The sequence below is a fragment of the Shewanella sp. LZH-2 genome (assembly GCF_016859145.1).
Lineage (GTDB): Bacteria > Pseudomonadota > Gammaproteobacteria > Enterobacterales > Shewanellaceae > Shewanella > Shewanella xiamenensis.
In genome coordinates, this window is sequence record NZ_CP069350.1 from 1,690,506 (window position 1) to 1,713,075 (window position 22,570).

Sequence of the window (22,570 nt, forward strand, 5' to 3'; positions counted from 1 at the left end):
CAGCCTTTGCTGGGTTTTTTTATGGCGCTTTAGGCTGTTAGAATAGCGCGCATTAAACCGGATCACCTTAGGTCCCAACGGAGAGTACTTTGGAATTTCTATACGAATATGGCATGTTTTTGGCCAAAGCTGTGACTATCGTTGTTGCGATTGTTGCTGTGATTATTGTCGTCCTCGCGTCCACTGTGAAGCACAAATCGGATAAAGGTGAACTGAGGATCACTAACCTTTCAGAAGAACTGGAAGAACTAAAGCACAGTTTGAAGGAGGAACTGCTGACGAAGAAGCAGTTTAAAGCCTACGAAAAACAGCTGAAAGCAGACGAAAAGGCGAAGGAAAAAGCGGCCGAAGAAGACCACAAAGGCAAGGTCTTTGTCATTGATTTTAAAGGCAGTATTGATGCCGCCGAAGTAGCATCTTTGCGGGAAGAAATCAGCGCAATTTTAACCATCGCCGAAAAGGGTGATGAAGTTATTGTCAAGGTCGAAAGTGGCGGTGGCATGGTGCATGGTTATGGATTGGCATCGAGCCAGCTCGATCGTCTGCGTCAGGCCGAGATCCCATTAACGATTTGCGTGGATAAAGTTGCCGCCAGCGGTGGTTATATGATGGCCTGTGTCGCCAATAAAATATATGCCGCGCCATTCGCCATCGTGGGTTCTATCGGGGTAGTTGCTCAGTTGCCTAACTTCAACCGTTTGCTGAAAAAGCACGAAATTGATTATGAGCAACACACAGCCGGTGACTTTAAGCGCACCTTAACCGTCTTTGGCGAAAATACTGACGAGGGCAGACAGAAGTTCCAACAGGAGCTCGAAGAAACCCATGAGCTGTTTAAAGCTTTTGTAACCAAATATCGTCCTCAGCTCGATTTGGCAAAGGTGGCAACTGGTGAACATTGGTACGGTCAACAGGCGATTGAATTAGGCCTTATCGATGCGATTTCAACCAGTGATGATGTGTTAATGCAGTTAGCGGGCGAACGTACCGTGTATAAGCTGCGTTATCAGGTGCGCAAGAAACTAGCCGATAAAATCGCCCATGGTGCGTCCCTGTCGGTAAATGCGATTTTTAATCGATTAGTTGAGAAAAATCGTCCCATGTAAGCCGACGCATTGACTTAATACAGATGAAAACGCCTGCGAATATGCAGGCGTTTTTGTTTTGTTTGGGCGCGAAATGAAATAATACATTTTTTTAACATTAAGTTTGGTTTAAGACTATTCAAAATAAGCGAGATCTTATACAACTAATCACCTAGGGAATTAAAAGCTGAACAAATCACATTAAGGATATTCCATGTTACAGCGCGTCGATTACAAGACGAACCTGATGGTAGGCGATCAAACCTATCCCGCATTTGAGCTGCGTAATATTCTCGACTTTATTGCCTCACAGTTAGGCGAAAAAGCCTTACAGCAAGTCTGTGGTCATATTGGTGTTGGCCGGACTGAGCTTAATCATTGCCAGTTTGTCTTTGTCTGGCAGGTGGAATATGCGATGGAGTTTTTACGCTTACAGGGTGGAGATCCCGATATTGGTACTAAATTAGGGCTGAGTTATCGGGTGAGTAGCTTAGATGTATTGTTGCCCCATCTTGCTCAACTTAGCTCATTGCAGGCCTGCTTACAGTTTGTGATTAATCACCCGAGTTTAGTTGGTAGTTTTACTGATTCTTTGGTACGTCTAACAGATGACAGTGTTTGCATTCGTTGGCTTAATACGGGTCGTATTGATAAAGCACAATACGGATTTCAGTTTTTACACAGTATTGGGTCACTATTGGGGCTCGCCAGAGAGCTGACTGGGGAGGCGATAACGCTAAGTCAAATTAATTTGGTTGGGTCAGGTCGAGACTGCCGTTTTTTAGAGGAGGCAACGGGTGCGAAAGTGCAGTTTAATTGCGAATATTACGAATGGAGTATTTCCCTTGATTATCTTGCTCTTGCAATAAACTATCCTTTCCCTAAATTTGCAGAGGTAACGCCTTCAGCTTTTACCACCTCCTTTATCGAAACCGTATTGATAGCGATCCGCGCACATTTTCCCCATGTACTTCATTTGGATGAAATGGCGGCGCAGCTGCATATGAGCGACCGCAGTTTTCGGCGTAAACTTGCTCAGCTGGGATCGAGTTATCAGCGTCTCGTTGATCAGGTGCGCTGCCAACGTGCGGTCGAGTTGATTTTAGCCAACAAGCTAGATATTGAGGCGATTGCCGAGACCTTAGGTTACAGCGATGTGAGCCATTTCCGTCAATCCTTTAAGCATTGGATTGGCCACCCGCCAGGGTATTTTAGTCGGCTTAACTGCGGCTAAAGGATAGTGAACTAGCTTAATTGGTTAAAAACGGACGCGATACTTTAAGGGAAACGGCGCTATCCTATATTCAATTTCATCCTTGTTTATCCCATTTATTTTTGTTTAACGTCACTCCATTGCTATGCAATGTGAGTGACATTAGGGCGTGTTGACGTTTCGAGATTAGATTTTGTTCGTTCAGGAAAGCACGTGCTCGCGAAACGAGGAATGATGTGTAGTTATTCTACTCAAATGACGAGCGGCTCTTATGACAGAAAGTAAGAGCAAGGGCTTGCCAGACGAACCCTTCGGGCAGCATTTGGCTGGCTTTTCTGCCGCGTTATCGTCCGTTTATGTAGAATAACTACACTGCACGGACTTTGCCTTGCATAAAAGCCAGCCACATTGCTGCAAAAATAACCCTGAAACGTCAACACGCCCTAGTACTACTCAGCACTTTCCTAAATACAATTCCCTAAACTCGGTGCCAGTGAATCTATCCATTGACGAATTAATTCAACGCCTTCTTGGTGCTCAAGATTGCGACCGATAGGCGGCATGCGATCTTTCGGTTCAGAGAGCGTTTGGCGATACAGCAAAATTGAATGTTCAGCATTGCCGGGGACAATATCGTAATCAAGTCCTTTCGCACCGCCATCCCATCCCGGAGGCTGCTTGCAGATCCCATATTGATAACTGGTGTGATCGATATAAAAACCGAGGCGTAATCCAGAGATACTGGCAAAGCCTTTAGCGCTATGGCAGTGGGCGCAGTTTACATCTAAATAGCCCTTAGCGCGGGCGGTTAAATCGGCTTGATGGTTGTCAATTGCATAGGTTTTGGCCACTTGGCTTAACTCGGGTAACTGCTCAAGCTTGCCTTGTTTGGCCCACAGGCTGAGTTGATTGACGCTTTGTCCTTGGTCGACTATGTCGCGATTCAATAAGTGGGCTTTAAGGCCAATCGGAATGATTTGGCTGCTGTTATCTTGGTTGGTTTGGTGACAAATTTTGCACTCGGCGCGGCTCGGTATGTTGTAATCGAAGCTTTGACTTTGGCCTTGGTTAATCAGGGTATGATGCACGCTTGCACCTGCGGTAAGCAGCTTTGCCTCACCTTGTTGCCATTGATAAACCAGACTCGTCCAACCTTGGGGGCGTTTTATCAATAGCCGCGTTTCGATTAGCGTTTCGTTGGCTATGCCTGTGATAGCCGTATCCTGTGGAAGAGCAAAGGTTTTAACCAGCACGGCGCCAGTTGGAAACTCAAATGCCTCCTGCGCTTGGTACTGTATGCTGCTGCCCGCGGGTAAATAGATAAAGCGGTATTTGCTGGCATAGTTAGAAAACAGCTGCGTAGCGAGCTGATAGCTAAACCCCGGAGCTTGTGGCTGTATGGTTGGGTTTGTCGGGTCGATAAAGAGACCATATTGACTTAACACTGGGCAGTCTTCTGCCATCAAGGCGGGCCAGTTAACTTGCCCTGAAGTATTAACACAAAGGCTAGTTGGTATCGTTGGATTGGTTGGGGTCGTGGGCGGCGGTGTTTGGCCGCTATCGCTGCTTTGGCTGTCACTACCGCCGCAGGCTGTGAGCAGCACAGTGATAATCAACACCAACGAAAGTGTTTGGCGATTTTTCATGGATTATCAGCTCGTTAAGATGTCATTAGAAAATAAGAAGGCCTCGAGTTGGCCTTCAATGTCAGGGGTCGCTCTGTCTTGAAGTGGTAAGCAAGTGGGTGATTGCAAGCATGCTTTCACCCACTGTTACGTTAACGCTAGCGTGAGCAGCTTGCTGCGGGTAGACGTTTAATCCATTCGCTGATCAACGCTACGCCTTCATCATGGGCTAAGCTTCGGCCAATTTCAGGCATACGATCGCCCGGAGTCGTGCTTTGCATTCTAAAGTGCAGGATGGACTCAGCGGCATTGCCTGGGACTATATCGAAACCTAAGTTTCCACCGCCATAGGCAACCGGTGATTTACAGGTGCCATGGGAGAAACCTGCATCATCGCTGTAGCCACGCCAGTACTCGAGTTTTAGGCCAGTATTAGAGGCGTTGCCCTCGGGTCTATGGCAATGGGCGCAGTTGATGTCGAGATAACCCTTAGCCGTTTGCATTAATGCGGTATCGCTTAAGCTTGCGACGGTCGCTTCGTCACCATCGTGGTAGGCGGGCACTTGTGGCACTTGGCTTAGGTTGGGCAATCCTTGCAAAATACCAAGGCTTTCCCATTTCAGCAGTTGGTTCATACTGCCATCTTGATAGCTGAAATTGCGGTTCAAATGGCGCGCCTTAGGACCAATAGGCACAAACACGGCGTTGCTATTGTTATCAGCTTTAAACTGGTGACACTGCTTACATTGGTTCATGCTCGGGACCATGTAGTTAAAGGTCAGACTTTCCCCTTTATGGCTCAACGTTTGACTGCTAATCGCTCCCGCTTTCGCCAACGTGGCATCGGTTTTATCTGCATTCCACACATAGGGCAGTGCGCTCCAGCCCGTTGGACGATGGATGAGTAAGCGGGTTTCAATCAAGCTCTCGTTGCTAATACCGCGCTTACTGGTATCGCTTGGCAAGGCAAAGGATTTGACGATAACGCTCCCCACAGGGAAATCAAACGCTTCTTTTTCGGAGTAACTGGCTTTTTGTCCCGCAGGTAAATACACAAAGCGATATTTACTGGCGTAGTCAGTAAAGAGCTGCGTGTTGAGATCGTAAGGGACACCACCCGAATTCGGGCCTGTGGTGGGGTTTTTGGCATCGCTAAACAGGTTGTAATCCGACAGTTTAGGACAGTTTGCTTTCAGCAGTGCATCCCAACTAACATTTGAGCCAGTCGCTTTACACAGACTTTGATCGCCATCGCCTACTAGACCGCCTTCGCCTTCACCGATAGTACCACCGCCACCGACCAATACGCCGCCATCACAACCTGCGGTATTATCGTCAACCCCGCAGCCAAATACTTGGCCTGCAAAGGTGACGGTATGCACAGGCAGACTCACTTGAGTACATTTCAGTAGGGCGTTTTGGGTCTTTTCATATTGCACATCGGCGATGCTGATATCCGTATTGCTGTTGGCATAGAGCCGGCCATAGGATACGTTGCCGTTATCACTGGCGCAGACGTTATCGCTACCGTCAGTGGCAAAGGGCGTCTCTTTCAAACCGAGGTAAGCGGCGGTGCCGTTATTAGCAAGCATTTCCCCTAAGCCGTCGTAGAGTACGCCGGGTAACGTGCCATGATTTATGATATAGGCTCGAATAATATCTTGAATTAAATAACCTTTTGGCTTGCTACCATAATCGGTAATTACGTTGTCGTGTAAATAAATATTACGTGGTACAGGACGCCAACCATCCTCAATCGCTTGACCAGGTTGACCATAGTTGCCGACAAAGGAGGTCATATCGGGTTCTGCAATAAAAAAGCTACTCACAGTCACTCCTAGGGTGTCGTGACGGGTAATTTGGTTATTGAAAATTTCCACATCTGCGGTGGATAAAATGATCACTCCAGTGCCTGGCGGCACAATATGCACACCTGCGGGGTTAGCAGAAGCATTGGCGAAGTTCGGCGTGTTGTTGTCATACACTTTGTTGTTGAAAATCCGCACGCTAGAGCCGTATCTGTGGTTATTGATCGGCAAGTCGAACACTAAAATCCCACCCGTATTACCCATCGCTTCATTGTTATACACGTCGGCATATTTGGAGTTTTCGATTTCAATCCCCGCCACGTTTTCTTTGGCGATATTGCGACGCACCACAATATATTGGGACTGCCCAACATAAATCCCCGCATCGGCACTGCCGCGAACATAACTGTCTTCAATCAGAATGTTTTCACATTCAACCGGATACAAACCATAGGCACCATTATCTTTATCGAGTTCGCCTTCCCATACTGCACCAACGCGGCGCAGGATAATGCCGTTAGTGTTTTTAAGTTTGATACCATTGTTTTTTGCCTCATTAACCGACAGATCTTGAATGGTAATGTTGAGAGCGTTTTGGACGAAAATCCCATCTCCCGAGTTAGCTTGGGCGAAATTAAGGATAGTGTCCTTCATCCCGTAGCCCATGATAGTGACGTTTTTGGCATAACTGCCATCCCCATCTACATCGCCATCGAACAGCAAAGTTGAGTCGATATTAAAGGTTCCTTTAGGAAGCACGATCACTGCACCACTTTGCGCGTTAATTAAGGCTTCTTGAATACGCATCGTGAGGTTATCGCCAGCGGGGATTTTGATTGCACCTTCGGGAAAGGTGGGTCCAGTTTCAGGTGGCTGCACCACGGGTGGCGTTACCACTGGGGCGGGATCATCGTCAGAAAAACAACCCGTTAGATTAAAAGCCATCAGTAGGGCGACCCCTGTAGGCATCAGCCAGCTTGCTTTACCTTGAGTTATTTTTCTGTGGGAGTTGCTCGGCCAGAGCTGGCGTGATTTTGCCTTAATGCCCTTGCGTGAGAGTGGGTGTGTCGTCTTGTTGAACATAGGTGCTCCTGCTTTTGTTATAATTTCGTTAACAGGATGCGCTCGGAGCTGAAAAAGGCAATGTGAAATATGGCCAAAATCATGCCGTGTACAGTGAAAGATAGGACATGCAACCCATTCATTTTTTTAGAATGGTTAAGCGAAAAAAGCTGACCACTTAATGGCTGTTTTAAACTATTTTGGGGATATTTAAGCCAGATTAGAACAAAGTGTTTACAAGATGAATAAAACATCATGAAGCGAATGATTAATTAGATTGCCTCTCCAAAATCACTATGTTAAAAATCGTTCGATTAAATAGGGTTGAATAATAAAATAAAGTTAATTTTATTTTAATGTCCTATCAATGCTTATTGTTGATTTTATTTGCAGATTAAACAGCGCTTGGAGAGTAAAATGGGTAGGCGGATCCGTGTGATTATTAGTTTGATAATATTCACAGTCTCGTTGTTTCTGCTATATAACTTAGAGCAGGATTATCAGTTAAATGATATTTTTTTAGAGATTAAACAATTTGCACCATCAAAAATTTTATTAGCGGTTTTATTGACGTTGGTCAGTTATCTACTATTAACATTATATGATTATCTTGCCATTAGAAAACTAAAATCGCCCTTAAGTTATCAACAGGTAGCTCCTGTTTCATTTCTGGCATTTACCTTCTCTAATACGATAGGTTTTTCATTATTGACCGGCACATCTATACGCTACAAATTTTATTCTGAATTAGGTTTGAGTGGCAATAATATTACCCAGGTTGTACTCGCTTGCTCAGTGACATTTTTCCTTGGACTTTTCTTTATCTGCGGACTTGCTCTGATTAGTTTTCCTGCAGAGCAACTTTCCGACTTACCGTTGCCAACTTGGTTTTTCTCTCTTAATCGAGTGATTGGTATCTTGATGTTGCTGGGTGTCATTAGCTATTTTGTATTTAGCCTGATCTGGAAAAGGTCTATTCATTTTCGTGGGTTCGAATTGGCACCACCGATTTTTTCCTTATCTCTAAAGCAGTTTCTAGTATCGAGTATTGATTGGATCGTTGTGGGGACATTATTTTACTCTCTACTACCTGAGGTGGATGGATTAAGTTATTTACAGGTCCTTAGCATCTTTTTTGTAGCCAATGCAATCGGGGTGCTTGCCCATGTGCCTGGAGGGATTGGCGTATTTGAAACGGTAGTTACTGTTACCTTATCGCAATATTTACCTGCCGAACAAATTTTAAGTTCAGTGATTATTTATCGATTAATGTATTACATAGTGCCATTTGTTTTAGCGCTGATGTATTTTGTGGCAACCTTAGTATTAACTAATAAGGATAAGTTTTCTAAGTTAAATGTTAATTTACAGATTGTCAGGCAATTATTGCCACCATTATTAAGCATTAGTGTTTTTGGCGTTGGCTTAGTGTTGTTGCTATCGGTTGTTAACCCTTCCATTATTCATAAATATCATTGGCTAGGTGCGATAGTGCCGCTACCAATTGTGGAACTATCAAGTTTGATATTGAGTGCGAGTGCTATTTTACTCTTGCTATTATCACACGGTCTATTTAAACGTTATCAAAAAGCGTTTGAGTTAACGCAAAAACTCTTATTGGTAGCCATGGTGTTTATTGTACTAAAGGGCGCTCAGTGGCAGATATCCCTCGCACTTGGTCTTATCTATTTATTAATGCTGCCCTGCGAGCAGGTTTTTTATCGCCAAGGTTCTATTGTGGGAATTAAATATTCTTTTGGTTGGGCCTTATCGCTGGCGGCGGCATTATTTTTGATGATGTGGGTGCTATTTTTTGCCTATCAGGATGTGGATTACGATCATTCACTTTGGTTTACTTTTTCTCAAGATAGCCATGTGTCCCGTGCATTGCGGGGTGGGGCGGTTGCCCTAGTGATCTTGTTGATTTTTGCCTTTCGCTACGTGTTAGCGATGAGAAGACCGCAAACCCGTCTATTGGATGAGCATACTTTAAGCTGCGCTATGGATATCGTCGCTAACGCTCCAAGTAGCCACGGATTTCTTGCTTTAGTTCAAGATAAGTCATTGTTATTTAATGAAGATAACGATGCATTTTTAATGTATGCCCGCGCAGGACATTGCTGGGTTGTGATGGGCGATCCGATTGGAAATCCAGATAAATTTGATGATTTACTCTGGCAGTTTAGGGAGTTATGCGATGCTTACGATGGTTGGCCAGTATTTTATCAAGTCACGCAAAAGTATTTACCCCACTTTTTAGAACAAGGGTTGAGCCTATATAAACTCGGCGAGGAGGCCATAGTGCCCTTGGCGGAATTTGATTTACAGTCGAGTAAGTATCGTAGCTTGCGTCAAAGTCATGCGAAGGCTTTAAGGGAAGGGTTACGGTTTAAAATTATCGAGGCCAGTGAAGTGAAGGCCCTATTGCCAACGTTAGAGGTTATTTCTTCGAGCTGGCTTAAGGCGAAGCAAGGTCGAGAAAAGGGATTTTCAGTTGGGTATTTTTCTGCTGCTTACCTGTGCGCCACGCCGATGGCCTTAGTGTATTTAAACGACGAGCTTGTAGCTTTTTCCAATGTGTGGGCCAGTGCGGCCAAAATAGAGTTTTCGGTTGATTTGATGCGCTATCAGCCTAGTTTATCGGGCAGTAATATTATGGATTTTTTGTTTACAGAACTCTTGCAATGGGGCAAACAGCAAGGATATCAGCTGTTCAATCTTGGCATGGCGCCCATGTCTGGATTGACTGATAGAGCCTTGGTGCCATTTTGGACTAAGCTTGCCAAAACGGTTTATAAGAAGGGGAATAAATTTTACAACTTTCAGGGGCTTAGAAGGTATAAGGATAAGTTTAATCCAAGGTGGGAGGCTAAGTATTTGATTTGTTATGGTGGGCTCTCTTTACCTGTAGTGGTGGGCAGTCTTGTGACCTTAACGAGTCGTGGTACAACTGGCGTGTTTAAAAAGTAGGTGCGAGATGACGAAATCCTTAATCAAGCTACTTAGCGTTTTACTTTTATGTTCCACTGCTAACGTCTTTGCTGATGAGTTTACCGATAATCTGGGGCTGACCCTATTGCCTGTCGAATCATCAACTCAGGTAAAAGCTGCGTCATCCCATGCCAAACCACCGTTGGTGATTTTTTTGAGTGGTGACGGTGGCTGGGCAACGCTTGATAAAGCCGTAGGGGGCATTTTGCAGCAGCAGGGCTGGCCTGTCGTCGGCTGGAGCTCGCTGAAATATTATTGGAAACAAAAAGATCCTAAAGAGGTCACCCAAGATACCTTAGCGATTATTGATAAGTACCAGGCGGAATTTGGCACGCAAAAAGTGATTTTGATTGGTTATTCCTTTGGGGCCGAAGTGATTCCCTTTGTGTTAAATGATATGCCCACTCAATATCGGCAGAATGTCGTGGGCGCTGTGCTGCTTTCTCCTTCACAATCTTCGGATTTTGAAATCCATGTGAGTGAGATTGTCACCTCGGATAACCAATCGGCTCGTTACTTAACCTTGCCCGAAGTGAACAAACAAACCACTGTGCCTATGCTTTGTCTCTACGGTAAAGAGGACGATGCGCCGCTGCATTTATGTCCAGAGGTCAAGCAGCCCAATGTCACTGTGATGGAATTAAGCGGTGGCCACAGTTTTGATGACGATTACGATAAAGTAGTCAAGCTGATAAAAGGTTGGCTGAAGTCAAGTTAGAGGGCTTTAGTGCATGGCATCGTATAAGCGTAATGCTTTGCAATTATAGATAAAAGGGCGCAAATGCGCCCTTTGTTATCGGTCGTGCTACAGCGAATAATTAGAGCTGGTAGCTAATGTGCTGATGGAAGCGCACCACGAGATCTTCACGCTCAGGATCTAGCCCAATCTCGGCGGCAAAGGTTTTCAATGCGGCTTCAACGTTATTCATAAAACGGCCATAGCCTGAGTCATCACAGTCCTTCGCACCCGCGACAATAGTAAAATGCGCGGCTTCGACTAAGTTATCAGCATCCCAGCGGCGAATTACTTGCTGCTCAGTTGCGTTCGGGTCAAAACCAATCATCTGCACTTCGGCCTTGCTGTCGAGTTTTTCAAACTTACTGTTACGTACTAAGGGAGTTAAGCCGTTGGCTATCATAGCCAAGCGCGTTAATTGCTTATTGGTAGCCGCCTTGATGAAATTATCCTCAAGGTGTTGATATAACGGGCTAAAGTCAGTTGCTGACTCTGGTAGTAAACCTTGTTTGAGTTTGCGACTCAGCGGCAGGCTGACGGTGACATAGGTGAGTGAACTGACATTTTCCGGCAGGTCACATTTTCTGGCCTTGTATCTTGGTGCAATGGCTCTGAGTTTATAGCCGTAGGTTTCTTTATTACCTTTTGATTTGGCGAATAAATCATAGGATAAATGCTGGTGGTCGCGGATCTTTACCTTAAGATCTTTAATCGGCAGCTTAGGCATTAATTCGTTTAATAGCTCCCGTACACGGGTATGGAAATTAGCTGAGTTGCTGCGGATTTCATCGCCAGTCGCTAAGAAAACAATACGCAGTTTGCGGGCGCGGTAGTTGTCCGCAGTGAACAGATTTTGTGCCTCGTGATAGGCGGGATTGTAAAAAAACAGAATTTGTTCAGCGGTTTGGAAACAATACGCTTCGGTATGGTAACGCACGACTGGCAGTTTATCGTTAGTGATCACATGGACGTTACGGAGATCGTGTTGTTCTGCCAAGTTAAAAATAATGCGGCTTAAGGTTTGATAACAGCTATGGTAATCGGGGTATTGCGCCAGTAATTCATCCGTGACTTTAATTTCGGCGGTGATGTACTGATTGGTACGAGCTTCCTTGGGTATGTACACTTTTTGCTGATGGCTAAGGGACATATTGACTCCTTGTTGGGTTAACCATTTGCTAACACGAATTTTACTGTTTATCTCAGGCGTTAATGTTGCGTTGGAGCATGTTTTTATCGCTTAAATACAAGTTTACATCAGCAAGCTGTTTATTAGCTTAAAATTGCAGCGATTTTATTGAGTTAAGGCTTTTTCAATCCAAGGTTGCATCCAAGTGGCAATCTTCTCTTGGGCCTTTTCATTGGGATGAATACCGTCTCTTTGCATCAACTCTGGATGGGGAGCGACCTCCTGCATAAAGAAGGGGATAAGGTCAATATCCTCATCTTTTGCAATCTCTTGATACACTTGGGTGAACTTTTGGCTATAGCGAGGGCCATAGTTAGGCGGTACCATGATTTCGGTCAGTAGCACTTTAGCACCGCTATTTTTGGCTAGGGTAATGATTTGGGTTAGGTTATTTTTGAGTTGCGTCGGGGGGAATCCACGTAGACCATCGTTACCACCGAGTTCGACTACTACCAAATCGGGGGCAACGGAATCGAGCAGCGCAGGCAAACGACGCAAACCGCCCGCTGTCGTTTCACCGCTCACCGAACCGTTGGTAAATTCATGCTCGGGTAAGTTTTTTTGCAGCAGTGCCACCCAGCCTACTTGTTCCGACATGCCATAGCTGGCACCTAAGCTATCGCCGAGGATCAACACTTTCGCCGCCTGAACTGGCGTGGTTATAAATAGACTTAACAGGATGCAGGCGCTCACGGCCTTTGCCATAGGCTTGCATCTTAGCAATTGACGCAAGAACGATTTGTATAAGAAGGATCCTATGTCTAACGTCGTTTCAAAAAATAGTGCCATTAATGTGGTTAACCTCGAAAAATCGGTGACTACTCAGGAAGGTTCGCTCACTATCCTCAAGGGCATTAACTTAGATGTCAAGCAGGGCGAAAGTGTTGCGATATTAGGACCCTCCGGCTCGGGTAAATCGACGCTACTTGGCTTACTCGCCGCGCTCGACACCCCAACGGCGGGGGAGATTTGGCTCGATGGCCAGGCCCTATCACCGCTCAATGAAGAACAGAAAGCCGCGCTGCGTAAGCAAAAAGTGAGCTTTATTTTTCAATCTTTTATGTTAGTTGATACCTTAACCGCCCTTGAAAATGTGATGCTACCGGCCGAGCTTGCCGGGGTTAAAAATGCCAAGGAGAAGGCCGAGGCCATGCTGGGGCGCGTGGGGTTATCCCACCGTTTGACTCATTTACCTAAACAGTTATCCGGCGGTGAGCAGCAAAGGGTTGCGATTGCGAGGGCCTTTATTTGTGAACCTAAAGTGCTATTTGCCGACGAGCCAACCGGCAATTTGGACAGTGTTAACGGCCATAAAATTGCCGATATGTTGTTTGAGCTGAACCAAGAGAGCCACACCACGCTCATCCTAGTCACCCATGACTTACAACTGGCGAAGCGTTGCCAAAGGCAACTGGTTATGGACAACGGCCACTTGCAGGAAGAGTTGGATTCGGCCCAATCGCACAATGTGAGTGACAACCTTGAATTAAGCGCCAAGGAGGCCTAACCCATGGAGCTTAATTTGGCATGGCGCCTGTTTAAGCGCGAGTTGCAACAGGGGCAGTTGTTATTGATTATCCTCGCCATTACCTTGGCGGTGCTGTCGGTTAGCGGTCTTGCGCGGGTCAGTGAGCGTTTGCAAGTTGCTATCAACGGACAAGCGACTCAGTTTATCGCCGCCGATCGTATTATCGACTCTCCCGTTCAAATTGACGCCAGCATTCTGGCCAAGGCCGATGAGCTTGGCCTTAAGCATGTCACCAATATGCAATTTAATTCCATGGTATATGCGGGGGATAAGTTTCAGTTAGTCACAGTGCGTGCGGTTGAGTCCGGTTATCCACTTAAGGGAGACATCGAACTTAAAGCGGTCAATGGCCAAGATGTAAAAGCCCAAGACTTGCCCCACGCCGATGAGGTGTGGTTCGAGAGTCGCTTAGGGGGACTCTTGGGATACCCGCAAACACTGGAATTAGGCAACAGTGAGTTTCGTTTAAGTCAAGAAATCAGCCGCTTACCCGATGCTGGCTTTAATCCGTTCGCTTCTTCCCCCGTGGTATTAATGCGGATAGAAGATGTCGCCAAGACTGGGGTTATCCAACCCGGCAGCCGTGTGACGTATCTGTATCAATTTGTGGGTGAAGAAAGCGCCTTAAGCGCCTTTGAAAATAGCGTTAAGCCGCTGCTGAATAATTCCCAGCGCTGGGTCGATGTGCAGTCTGGCGACTCGCCAATTGCTGGTGCGGTAAAGCGGGCGGAGCGATTTTTACTGCTGGCAAGCTTGCTCGGTATTGCCCTTGCTTGCGCCGCGATAGGGATTGCCGCCCAGCGTTACTGCCAACGTCATTATGATGTGGTGGCTATGCTTAAAACCTTTGGCGCCTCATCAACGCAAATTCGTCGACTATTCGGCATTCATTTACTGCTCGTGACGCTGTTTGGTATTGTGCTGGGGTTAATCGGCGGGGCACTGCTGGATTTAGGCATTAATCAACTGTTACCCCCTGAAATCGCTGCCTATTCGCCGCCGTTGACGCGACCGCTACTGCTTGGGATCAGCACAGGGCTTATCAGCGCCTTTATGTTTTCGGCCTATCCTTTAATGCGTCTGCTGGCGATTCCGCCGCTGCGCGTTTTACAAAGGCAACTCGAAGGCTTGCAGCTTGGCATGTGGCTGCATTTACTCTTAAGTTTAGGGGCGATGGCCCTGTTGGGATATTTGTATTCCCAAAGCTGGGCGCTGACACTGACGGTAGTCGCGGCTGTGCTGCTACTGGGCGTATTGCTCAGTATTTTAGGTTTTGTGATGATCCGCCTTGGCCACAGTGTCGGCATGAAAACCACCAACCCATTGCAACTGGCACTTGCGGGGTTACGCCGCCGTGCGCGGCAAAATGCGGTGCAACTGGTGGGCTTTAGTGCGGCTTTGGTATTGTTACTGACGATTTTGGCGCTTAGACAGGATTTACTCAACGAGTGGCAAAAACAGCTGCCCGAGAATGCACCTAACTATTTCTTGGTCAATATCGCCCCCGATGATGCTAAACCATTAAACGACTTTATGGCACAAAAGGGCATAGCAGCCACGGATATCTACCCCGTCATTCGTGGCCGGCTAACGCAAATTAATGGTGAGATCTTGATCTCTAACGAGCAGGCCGAGGCCGGAGATAAGGGGCGAGTAGGGATTTCCCGCGAGCTTAATCTCACTTGGCGCAATAGCTTGCCTGCCAACAACGAGTTGATTGAAGGGCATTTTAATCAAGCTGCTGATGAGGTGTCGGTGGAATCCGGTGTTGCCGATCGTTTAGGGCTAAAACTGGGCGATACGCTGACCTATATGATTGATAACCAAGAGCTAAGGGTTAAGGTCGCCAGTATTCGTGCCGTGCACTGGGAAACATTACAGCCAAACTTCTTCATGATCTTCACCCAAGAAGCGTTGGCGCCCTTTGCTTATACCTCGATGGCAAGCTTCTACCTCGACGACAAGAATGCGGATTTGCAAGGTAGTGATGCCCCGAAGAACACAGTGATCCTCGAACTTATCCAGCAGTTCCCAACCGTGTCGATTATCGATGTTGGCGCCATGGTGGGGCAATTGCGGCAGATCATTGAGCAGGTGTCACTGTCGCTGACGTTAGTCTTGATCCTCGTCTTACTAGCGAGTTCCTTAGTGCTTATCGCCCAAACCGAGGCGGGAATGGCGACGCGCCAGCGTGAACTCGCGGTGCTGCGTACCTTTGGCGCCTCGGGCTGGTTACTGCGTAGTGCCACTGGGCTTGAATTTGCCTTACTGGGGGGCATTGCTGGTGTGCTTGCAGTGATAGTGGCGGAATTTGCGCTGTATCTGTTAAAGACCCAAGTGTTTGAACTCAATGTGTATATGCACTGGCCCTGGTGGGGGATTGCCCCAGTCTGCGGCGCCTTATTGGTCGCGCTGCTGGGTGTATGGCGCTGCCGCCAATTACTCAATCAATCCTACGCTGAATTATTAAAAGTGGGCACTTAAGATGAGGTCAGTTTGGAGCTGAGGCAAACGCTGTAACACCCCATTTGTAAAATGAAAAGCACTGGAATAAACCAGTGCTTTTTTATTGGCGGTGAAATCGTTGCTATCATTGGATGACAACGATGATGACTTTACCGTTCATTTCATTACAAAGTCTTGTATGGTTACATTATAAAACTGAGGTAGCCCTGCAATACAATCAAATTGACGATATCGATAAAGAAGGCGCCGACAATCGGTACCACCATAAAGGCCTGAGGAGAAGGGCCAGTGCGGGATACCAGTGCGCCCATATTCATCACTGCGGTTGGGGTGGCGCCCATACCAAAGCCACAGTGACCGCCAGTGATCACTGCTGCATCGTAATTGCTGCCCATCACTTTAAAGGTTACAAAATAGGCGAACAGCGCCAGCACGACGGTTTGCACCAACAGGATAATCAGTAGTGGGATCGCTAGATCTAAAATTTCCCACAACTTGAGATTCATCAATGCCATAGAGAGGAATAACGACAGTGCCACTGTGCCTATCACATCGATACTCTCAGTATGCGGTTTATAACCACGGGTGACTTCGGTGATGTTGGCGATGATAACGCCAAGAAACAGGGCATAGACAAAGTCTGGCATCTTGAGCCAATTCAGCTGATATTCGCTGACAAACACAGTAAACCATTTTGCCCCCGCAACGCAGATCAGCAGTACAAACAGGGTTTCGATGATTGTCTTGGCGGTAACTTGGTCCTCTTCGAGCTGATCATAGGTTACCAGTTGTGGATGCGTGGCGTGGTGCTTACGGCCCATGCCGTAACTAGATATCAGATTGTGCTTGCCAATGAGTCGCTGCGCGACAGGGCCACCGATAATACCGCCCATGACCAAGCCAAAGGTCGCCGCCGCCATGGCAAGTTCTAAGGTGTTGATGCCGTAGTTTTCGGCAAAGGTTTGTGACCAAGCAACACCTGTTCCATGGCCGCCAGAGAGGGTAATCGAGCCTGCGATAAGTCCTAAGATAGGGTCTAAACCAAGGAGGCTCGCGAGACTCACGCCAACCGCATTTTGAATAATAATATAGACCGAGGCCACGCCGAGAAAGATAAACACTTTCTTGCCGCCACTAAGCAGTAGCTTATAGTTAGCTGATAAACCTATGGTGCTGAAAAACATCAGCATTAAGGTATTTTGCATGGGTAAACTAAAGATGAGAGTGATGTCTTGGAAATGTAAAAAGGCAACGACTGCGGCGATGACCAGTCCACCTACGATAGGCTCTGGAATATTGTATTGTTTAAAAACACGCACATGGCGATTGATGGAATGGCCAATAAACAGCACGAAGATAGCAATTAAGAACGACTCGAGTTCGCCAATTGTGTAAGTGGTGTGCATGATAGTTCCTTACAAATGGTTTGTGTGGGAATACCGCTAGACTCAAGGTGAGTTAGGGTGACCCATCTCATTGTTTAGCTCTCGCTAATGCTAAGTGTTAAACGCGCGATCTAAGGACCGATTCTTGTCAATCCCCAAGGTTGGAGAAGAAATATTAAGCGCGAATATGAACCGTATTGGTATAGTTGATCAGCATCGCCACCGAGTGGGCGAGTACTGAAGATAATGGTCTTGCTTGGGGCGTTAACTGTGCTTCAGTGCGGGTGCTAACACGACAATATCGATAAGCAAGAGGCGAAAGTGTAACAGAAAAATGGGTTCATGTCGCTAAATAGTCTTTAGAATCATTGTGTTGTATTTATGTTTTGATGCTGTTGCCAAATCGGTCTAATCAGCCTTGTTGCACTAGGCTGATAAACAAATTCTATACTTGGTTTTTTATCTCTGATTTCTAAGTCATTCTTCAGTATCATATTAACGCTTGCCGATTGGCTTGATAACATTTTATTACCAAGCCAGTTACGGGGTATGAATGACGCCATAAAACAGATTAACTTGTGAGTAGGTCTTTAAGTGCTGGCTCAAGTTGAGCAAAACGGAAACTAAAGCCTGCGTCGAGCGCATGTTTGGGGAGAACAAATTGGCCTTCGATCAGCAGATCCGCCATTTCACCCATTGCGAGTCGTAAAACTGGTGCCGGTGCTGTCATAAAGGCTGGACGGTTTAATACTCTACCAAGAGTTTTAGAAAATTCAGCATTACTGACAGGATGGGGGGCTGTGGCATTAAATATGCCTTGGCAAGTTTCATTACAAAGTAGAAAGTCGATCAGGGCCACCATATCGTGGATGTGTATCCAACTCATCCCTTGACGGCCATGACCTATCGGCCCGCCAAGACCGAGTTTGAAGGGCGGTAACATTTTTGCCAGCGCACCGCCATGCCCAAGCACAATCCCCGTACGGAGGATACAAACGCGGGTTTTGCTCGTCGCTTTAAGTGCCAATCGCTCCCATTCTTTACAAATGTCATGGCTAAATTCAGGGTGGGGCACTGCGTGCTCATCAAGGGGAACCGCGCCTTGGCGGCCGTAAAAACCAATGGCTGAGCCACTTATCATTACCTGTGGTGGATTGCTACTTTGCAAAATCAGTTGGCTAAGCCTTGCAGTAATATTCCAGCGACTATCGCAGATGCGCTGTTTTTGCTGAGCAGTCCAACGTTTCGCCACTATCGGTTCGCCAGCAAGATTTATAACGGCATCGATATGATTTAAATCATCAATTTCGTCTAGTGAACTAAGATATTGATGCTGAGGGCCTAATAATTGCCGACTATTGGCAGGATGGCGAGTCAGCAATAACAGTTGGTGATGGTTGGCTAAATGGGCCACTAATTGCTGACCAATAAACCCACTTGCTCCCGTTATCAAAATCTTCATCGTCAAATCCTTAGGTGAGGGTGGCTATCTTTTATTTCAAACCTTATAAGCAATATACGGCAACGGACAAGTGGGGATCACTTTATTGATTTTTTTGGTAACACAGTTCCATCGATACCGAATCAGCAAAGCGCAAGGCATGGGGCTTATCGATTTCGACACTGGCAAATTCAACCCAAGGATGCTCGCTGGCAATGGCTAAGGTTTGGCTGGTAAGGTTTTCAAGTAGTGAGAAGCGATTGTTTTCAATCAACTCAATGATCTTTTTTGTGATAGTACGATAATTAAGCGCATCATCGACATTATCGCTGTTGCGAGCTTTGGCGGCGCAGTAATGGATAACGACATTAATGATTACATCCTGCCTATTTTGGATTTCATCTTCTTTTATGCCGATAAAAGTGCGCAGTCTTAAGTTTTTAATGCGTATAATCGCGGTTTCTGGTTTCATAATAACAATCTAGTATCTAATGCTTAGGTGATTGAGTTTGAGACATTTCTTAGGCTAGCCTAACAACTTTATCGAAGATCAAGAAGGATTTTTACTCCATGACACGATCCAATTCGCCGACTGCCGCCTATAAAGGTTTTGCAGTTATGGCTTTTGTAGTGATTATTTTGGCAGGGATAAAGGCCGCCAGCCCGATTGTTGTTCCCTTTGTTTTATCCTGTTTTATTGCGGTGATTTGTAATCCTGCGATTGTCTTGATGACTAAATATAGGTTGCCTAAATGGCTTGCCGTGATCCTGCTAATGGGGTTTATCGTGTTGATGGGCTTATGGCTCGCCTCTTTAGTGGGCAGTTCAATCAATGAGTTTTCTAAGCAGTTGCCCCAATATCGCGATCAGCTGGTGGAGCAGTTTTCTTGGGTGCTACATAAGTTACAGGCACTCAATATTCAAATCTCTAAGGAGCAAGTGTTAGCCTATTTTGACCCTGGCATGGCGCTATCTATGACCACCAATATGTTGTCGGGTGTGGGTAATGTGATGGCGAATTTGTTCCTTATCATCCTGACCATCGTCTTTATGCTATTTGAAGCGCAGTCTTTACCGAAAAAACTGCACTTGGCCTTGGATGACCCGGATATGCGCTTGCAACAGATTGACCGTTTTCTGCAATCGGTAAATCAATATATGGTGATTAAAACCCTCGTTAGTTTAGCGACGGGCTTGATAGTCGGTATTGGACTGGCCTTTATCGGTGTGGATTACGCGCTGCTTTGGGCGGTTATCGCCTTTTTATTCAACTATATTCCCAATATCGGTTCAATTATTGCCGCTATTCCTGCTGTATTGCTGGCCTTTATCCAATTAGGCCCTGCCGCAGCAGGCGGAACCGCGCTGCTTTACATCGGCACGAATATGGTGATGGGCAATGTGGTCGAGCCTAAATTTATGGGCCGCGGTCTCGGGCTTTCCACTTTAGTGGTATTTCTATCGTTAATTTTTTGGGGCTGGTTGTTGGGTTCTGTTGGCATGTTGTTGTCGGTTCCCTTAACCATGGTGGTTAAAATTGCCCTTGAATCCAGTAAGAGTGGTAGCTGGTTAGCCATTTTATTGTCCGATGATGTGGATGATAAACTGGTGAGCCAATCGACAAGCACTACTCCGGTTTCTGAACCTGTCGATACTCATTCAACTGATAAGAAGTAGTAGATAATGCAAGGTTTTATAGATGCACTGGCGACAATAAAAGTCAGTGAAGATGCCACGCGCTTATTCCACGGCCGCGGTGGACATTATCCAGGTTGCGAGCATCTTTGCTTAGACTGGTTCGCGCCCGTATTGTTATTGACCAGTTTTTCGGCCCTTGAGGCAGCTGAGCTCGCCCTTTGCCAACAGGCCATTACGGCACGTTGGCAAGTGATACAACCCAATCAGCCATTAAATTTGGTGTATCAATACCGCAGTGGTGGCGAAACCTTTAGTCAATTACTGGCGGGTGAGGTGCCAGAGCCTCATATCGTGACTGAAAATGGTGCGAGGTTTCAGGTACATTTACTACGTGGTCAAAACCACGGTTTGTTCCTCGACATGGCCAATGGCCGTCAATGGGTCAGAGCCAATGCACGCCACAAGAAAGTGCTGAATTTGTTTGCTTACACCTGTGGATTCTCGGTGGCAGCACTGCAGGGCGGCGCCGATGAAGTGGTGAATATGGACATGAGTAAGGGGGCACTTGCGATAGGTAAGCAGAATCATCTGCTGAATGGCTTTACCGCTGGCGCGCGTTTTTTAGGGCACGATATTTTTAAATCGTGGGGTAAATTGCGTAAGTTAGGCCCCTATGACATCGTGGTTGCTGATCCGCCGAGTAATCAAAAGGGCAGTTTTGTAGCAACTAAGGATTATGTGCGTTTGCTCAGGCATTTACCCGAGTTGTTAGCCGATAATGCTGAAGTCTTGCTTTGCTTAAATGCGCCAGAGCTTGACACTCAATTTTTGCGTCAGCAGGTTGCGGAGGCGGCTCCTGAGCTTGAATACCTTGAACGTTTACCTAACCCTGCATCCTTTGCAGACATCTCTGAGGAGAAATCATTAAAGGTGCTGCGGTATCGTTTAAAAGCGTAAACTACAGTAGTCATCAGGGTTAAGTGGCCTTGATGACTACTTTTATAGCATCGATATTATCTTTCTACGCAATTGCTCCCAGTTTGCACTCATCTTCTTATATGCTTTATTTATCAACCACAATTCTTTAGCACATCATCCTACACCGGCTGAAAGTCTTTCATGGTTTAATACTGCTTTTTGGCATTTTAGATGATAAAGCACCGATTTCATCTTTAAGTTGGAAACAAAACTGAAAGTTTTCTGTAATTGTTGATTTTGCTTTGGTATACTCAGCGCCACGGAAATTCCCTTTCCTCATGGGCAAAATGTCTGCATAGAACGACATGCCTTTGCGACCTTACAAAATCGAGCAGGAGTTGTTATGGAAGTTCATGAATACGAAAACGCTTACTACCAAGTTAAAGACGATGTGATGACGTCTTTACCTGCGCAGAACGAAGAAGAAGCGGTCTAAGTTCTGTAAGCCATTCGCTTACAGTACAATTCTGAGTCTGAAGTAACAAATACAAGCACATGAAAATAGCAACCTTAAGGTTGCTATTTTTTTATCTGAGTTTGGATACTAGATTGATGCGTTATCAAGATATTAGCCATTGACCTTACGTTTTTCAGGCATAATCTCAACGATAATCCATTTACCATTAATTTTATGTAGGCGAATGGTTCTGTCATCAATCCAAGGTTGCCCTCCCTTTAAGCCCTTCATCTTGACGACCACCATAACGTCTTTGGTGAACTTACGGAAAAAGTCGATATCAATATCATCAATTTCCATTTCGACATTAGTCATAGACAGGCTAAGCACATTACGTTGTACTGCGGCTGCAATGTAGTAGTGGGTTAGGACTTCTTTGAGCGGAGCATCAACGTATAACTTTGCTTTCTCTACATCTCGGTCAACATAAATGGCGCTAAAAAAGCCTAGGCTGACTTCTTCGGGCGTGAGCACGTGTTGTTCTTTGTCTGTGGGTTCGCCACAGCCAAACAAAAACAGTAATGAAAGGAAAAATAAGGTTCTCATGGCTTTTAGTTATAGGAATTTGTCACGAGTATCGCGATTTTAGCTGCTATGTTCAAGTTTTGTAATAATGGGCATCTTTGGCGAGAATGTCTTGACTCCTGTCTAATGGTTGTGGCATACCTTAAAGGATTCGCTTTTTAGGTTATCCACAGAATCTGTGGAAAAGTATGTTGAAGACTAGATGGATACTTTATAAGTGTCTGATACTCTAGCGCTTTATTGGCTGGTTAAAAAGTGACGCCTTTCTGTTAAGCCTTATTTCTGGCCTTTCCTTGTGGATATTTTTATAAAACTTTCCAGTCTATTCACAGCGTTTGTTTTTCATCAGCAACATTTTCACCGTATTTTGGCTTTAATTTAAGCGTTTAATGCTGTCTGTTTTGCGACCATTTGCCTCTGGAAATAAAAAAGCACTGAACAAG

General features: G+C 45.8%; 16 protein-coding genes. 8 read left to right on the forward strand and 8 right to left on the reverse strand.

All coding sequences use genetic code 11. The features are described 5' to 3' along the window. Positions 1–89: 89 nt before the first annotated feature. Together sohB and JM642_RS07635 are read left to right on the forward strand one after the other, a co-directional pair. Entirely contained in the window at positions 90–1,106 is a 1,017-nt protein-coding gene (gene sohB, locus JM642_RS07630) for a protease SohB (RefSeq protein ID WP_037428596.1), read from the forward strand. A gap of 193 nt (positions 1,107–1,299) precedes the next feature. Further along, positions 1,300–2,319: an AraC family transcriptional regulator gene (locus JM642_RS07635; protein ID WP_037428594.1), complete on the forward strand. Its 1,020-nt coding sequence runs from the start codon at positions 1,300–1,302 to the stop codon at positions 2,317–2,319. Between the two features lie 443 nt (positions 2,320–2,762). Here JM642_RS07635 and JM642_RS07640 read toward each other — a convergent pair whose 3' ends face one another. Both JM642_RS07640 and JM642_RS07645 read right to left on the reverse strand, forming a co-directional pair. Further along, a complete protein-coding gene (locus JM642_RS07640) occupies positions 2,763–3,944 on the reverse strand; it encodes an SO2930 family diheme c-type cytochrome (RefSeq protein WP_037428591.1) in 1,182 nt (393 codons plus the stop codon). A gap of 137 nt (positions 3,945–4,081) precedes the next feature. Then, a complete protein-coding gene (locus JM642_RS07645; RefSeq protein WP_203433348.1) occupies positions 4,082–6,814 on the reverse strand; it encodes an SO2930 family diheme c-type cytochrome in 2,733 nt (910 codons plus the stop codon). A gap of 396 nt (positions 6,815–7,210) precedes the next feature. Between JM642_RS07645 and mprF the strand changes: the two genes are divergently transcribed. Beyond that, positions 7,211–9,763, forward strand: coding sequence for a bifunctional lysylphosphatidylglycerol flippase/synthetase MprF (mprF, locus tag JM642_RS07650; protein ID WP_203433350.1), 2,553 nt, complete (start codon positions 7,211–7,213; stop codon positions 9,761–9,763). Positions 9,764–9,770: 7 nt separating this feature from the next. Next, on the forward strand, positions 9,771–10,502 hold the full coding sequence (locus JM642_RS07655; RefSeq protein WP_172591075.1) for an AcvB/VirJ family lysyl-phosphatidylglycerol hydrolase: 732 nt from the start codon (positions 9,771–9,773) through the stop codon (positions 10,500–10,502). Between the two features lie 100 nt (positions 10,503–10,602). On the opposite strand, the gene JM642_RS07660 is transcribed toward JM642_RS07655, so the two are convergent. Then, on the reverse strand, positions 10,603–11,670 hold the full coding sequence (locus tag JM642_RS07660; RefSeq protein ID WP_037419975.1) for a DUF3083 family protein: 1,068 nt from the start codon (positions 11,668–11,670) through the stop codon (positions 10,603–10,605). A gap of 144 nt (positions 11,671–11,814) precedes the next feature. After that, a complete protein-coding gene (locus JM642_RS07665) occupies positions 11,815–12,414 on the reverse strand; it encodes an arylesterase (RefSeq protein WP_169547874.1) in 600 nt (199 codons plus the stop codon). Positions 12,415–12,466: 52 nt separating this feature from the next. On the opposite strand from JM642_RS07665, the gene JM642_RS07670 reads away from it, so the two are divergent. Both JM642_RS07670 and JM642_RS07675 read left to right on the forward strand, forming a co-directional pair. Then, positions 12,467–13,216, forward strand: a complete 750-nt coding sequence (locus JM642_RS07670; RefSeq protein WP_144375821.1) for an ABC transporter ATP-binding protein — start codon at positions 12,467–12,469, stop codon at positions 13,214–13,216. Between the two features lie 3 nt (positions 13,217–13,219). Next, complete coding sequence (locus JM642_RS07675) at positions 13,220–15,721, forward strand: FtsX-like permease family protein (RefSeq protein WP_203433352.1); 2,502 nt, start codon at positions 13,220–13,222, stop codon at positions 15,719–15,721. 164 nt (positions 15,722–15,885) lie between these two features. On the opposite strand, the gene gltS is transcribed toward JM642_RS07675, so the two are convergent. The 3 genes from gltS to folX all read right to left on the reverse strand — a co-directional run bounded on the left by gltS (position 15,886) and on the right by folX (position 19,001). After that, positions 15,886–17,109: a sodium/glutamate symporter gene (gene gltS, locus JM642_RS07680; protein ID WP_037426727.1), complete on the reverse strand. Its 1,224-nt coding sequence runs from the start codon at positions 17,107–17,109 to the stop codon at positions 15,886–15,888. A 550-nt stretch (positions 17,110–17,659) separates the two neighbouring features. After that, positions 17,660–18,550 (reverse strand): TIGR01777 family oxidoreductase, encoded by an 891-nt coding sequence (locus tag JM642_RS07685; RefSeq protein ID WP_047537029.1) that lies wholly within the window; start codon positions 18,548–18,550, stop codon positions 17,660–17,662. 82 nt (positions 18,551–18,632) lie between these two features. After that, on the reverse strand, positions 18,633–19,001 hold the full coding sequence (gene folX / locus JM642_RS07690) for a dihydroneopterin triphosphate 2'-epimerase (protein ID WP_037419769.1): 369 nt from the start codon (positions 18,999–19,001) through the stop codon (positions 18,633–18,635). Between the two features lie 98 nt (positions 19,002–19,099). Between folX and JM642_RS07695 the strand changes: the two genes are divergently transcribed. Beyond that, complete coding sequence (locus JM642_RS07695) at positions 19,100–20,206, forward strand: AI-2E family transporter (protein ID WP_203433354.1); 1,107 nt, start codon at positions 19,100–19,102, stop codon at positions 20,204–20,206. A 6-nt stretch (positions 20,207–20,212) separates the two neighbouring features. Continuing rightward, complete coding sequence (locus JM642_RS07700) at positions 20,213–21,124, forward strand: class I SAM-dependent methyltransferase (RefSeq protein ID WP_203433356.1); 912 nt, start codon at positions 20,213–20,215, stop codon at positions 21,122–21,124. Between the two features lie 589 nt (positions 21,125–21,713). Here the strand turns inward: JM642_RS07700 and JM642_RS07705 are convergent. Further along, entirely contained in the window at positions 21,714–22,148 is a 435-nt protein-coding gene (locus JM642_RS07705) for a hypothetical protein (protein ID WP_203433358.1), read from the reverse strand. Positions 22,149–22,570 lie beyond the last annotated feature (422 nt).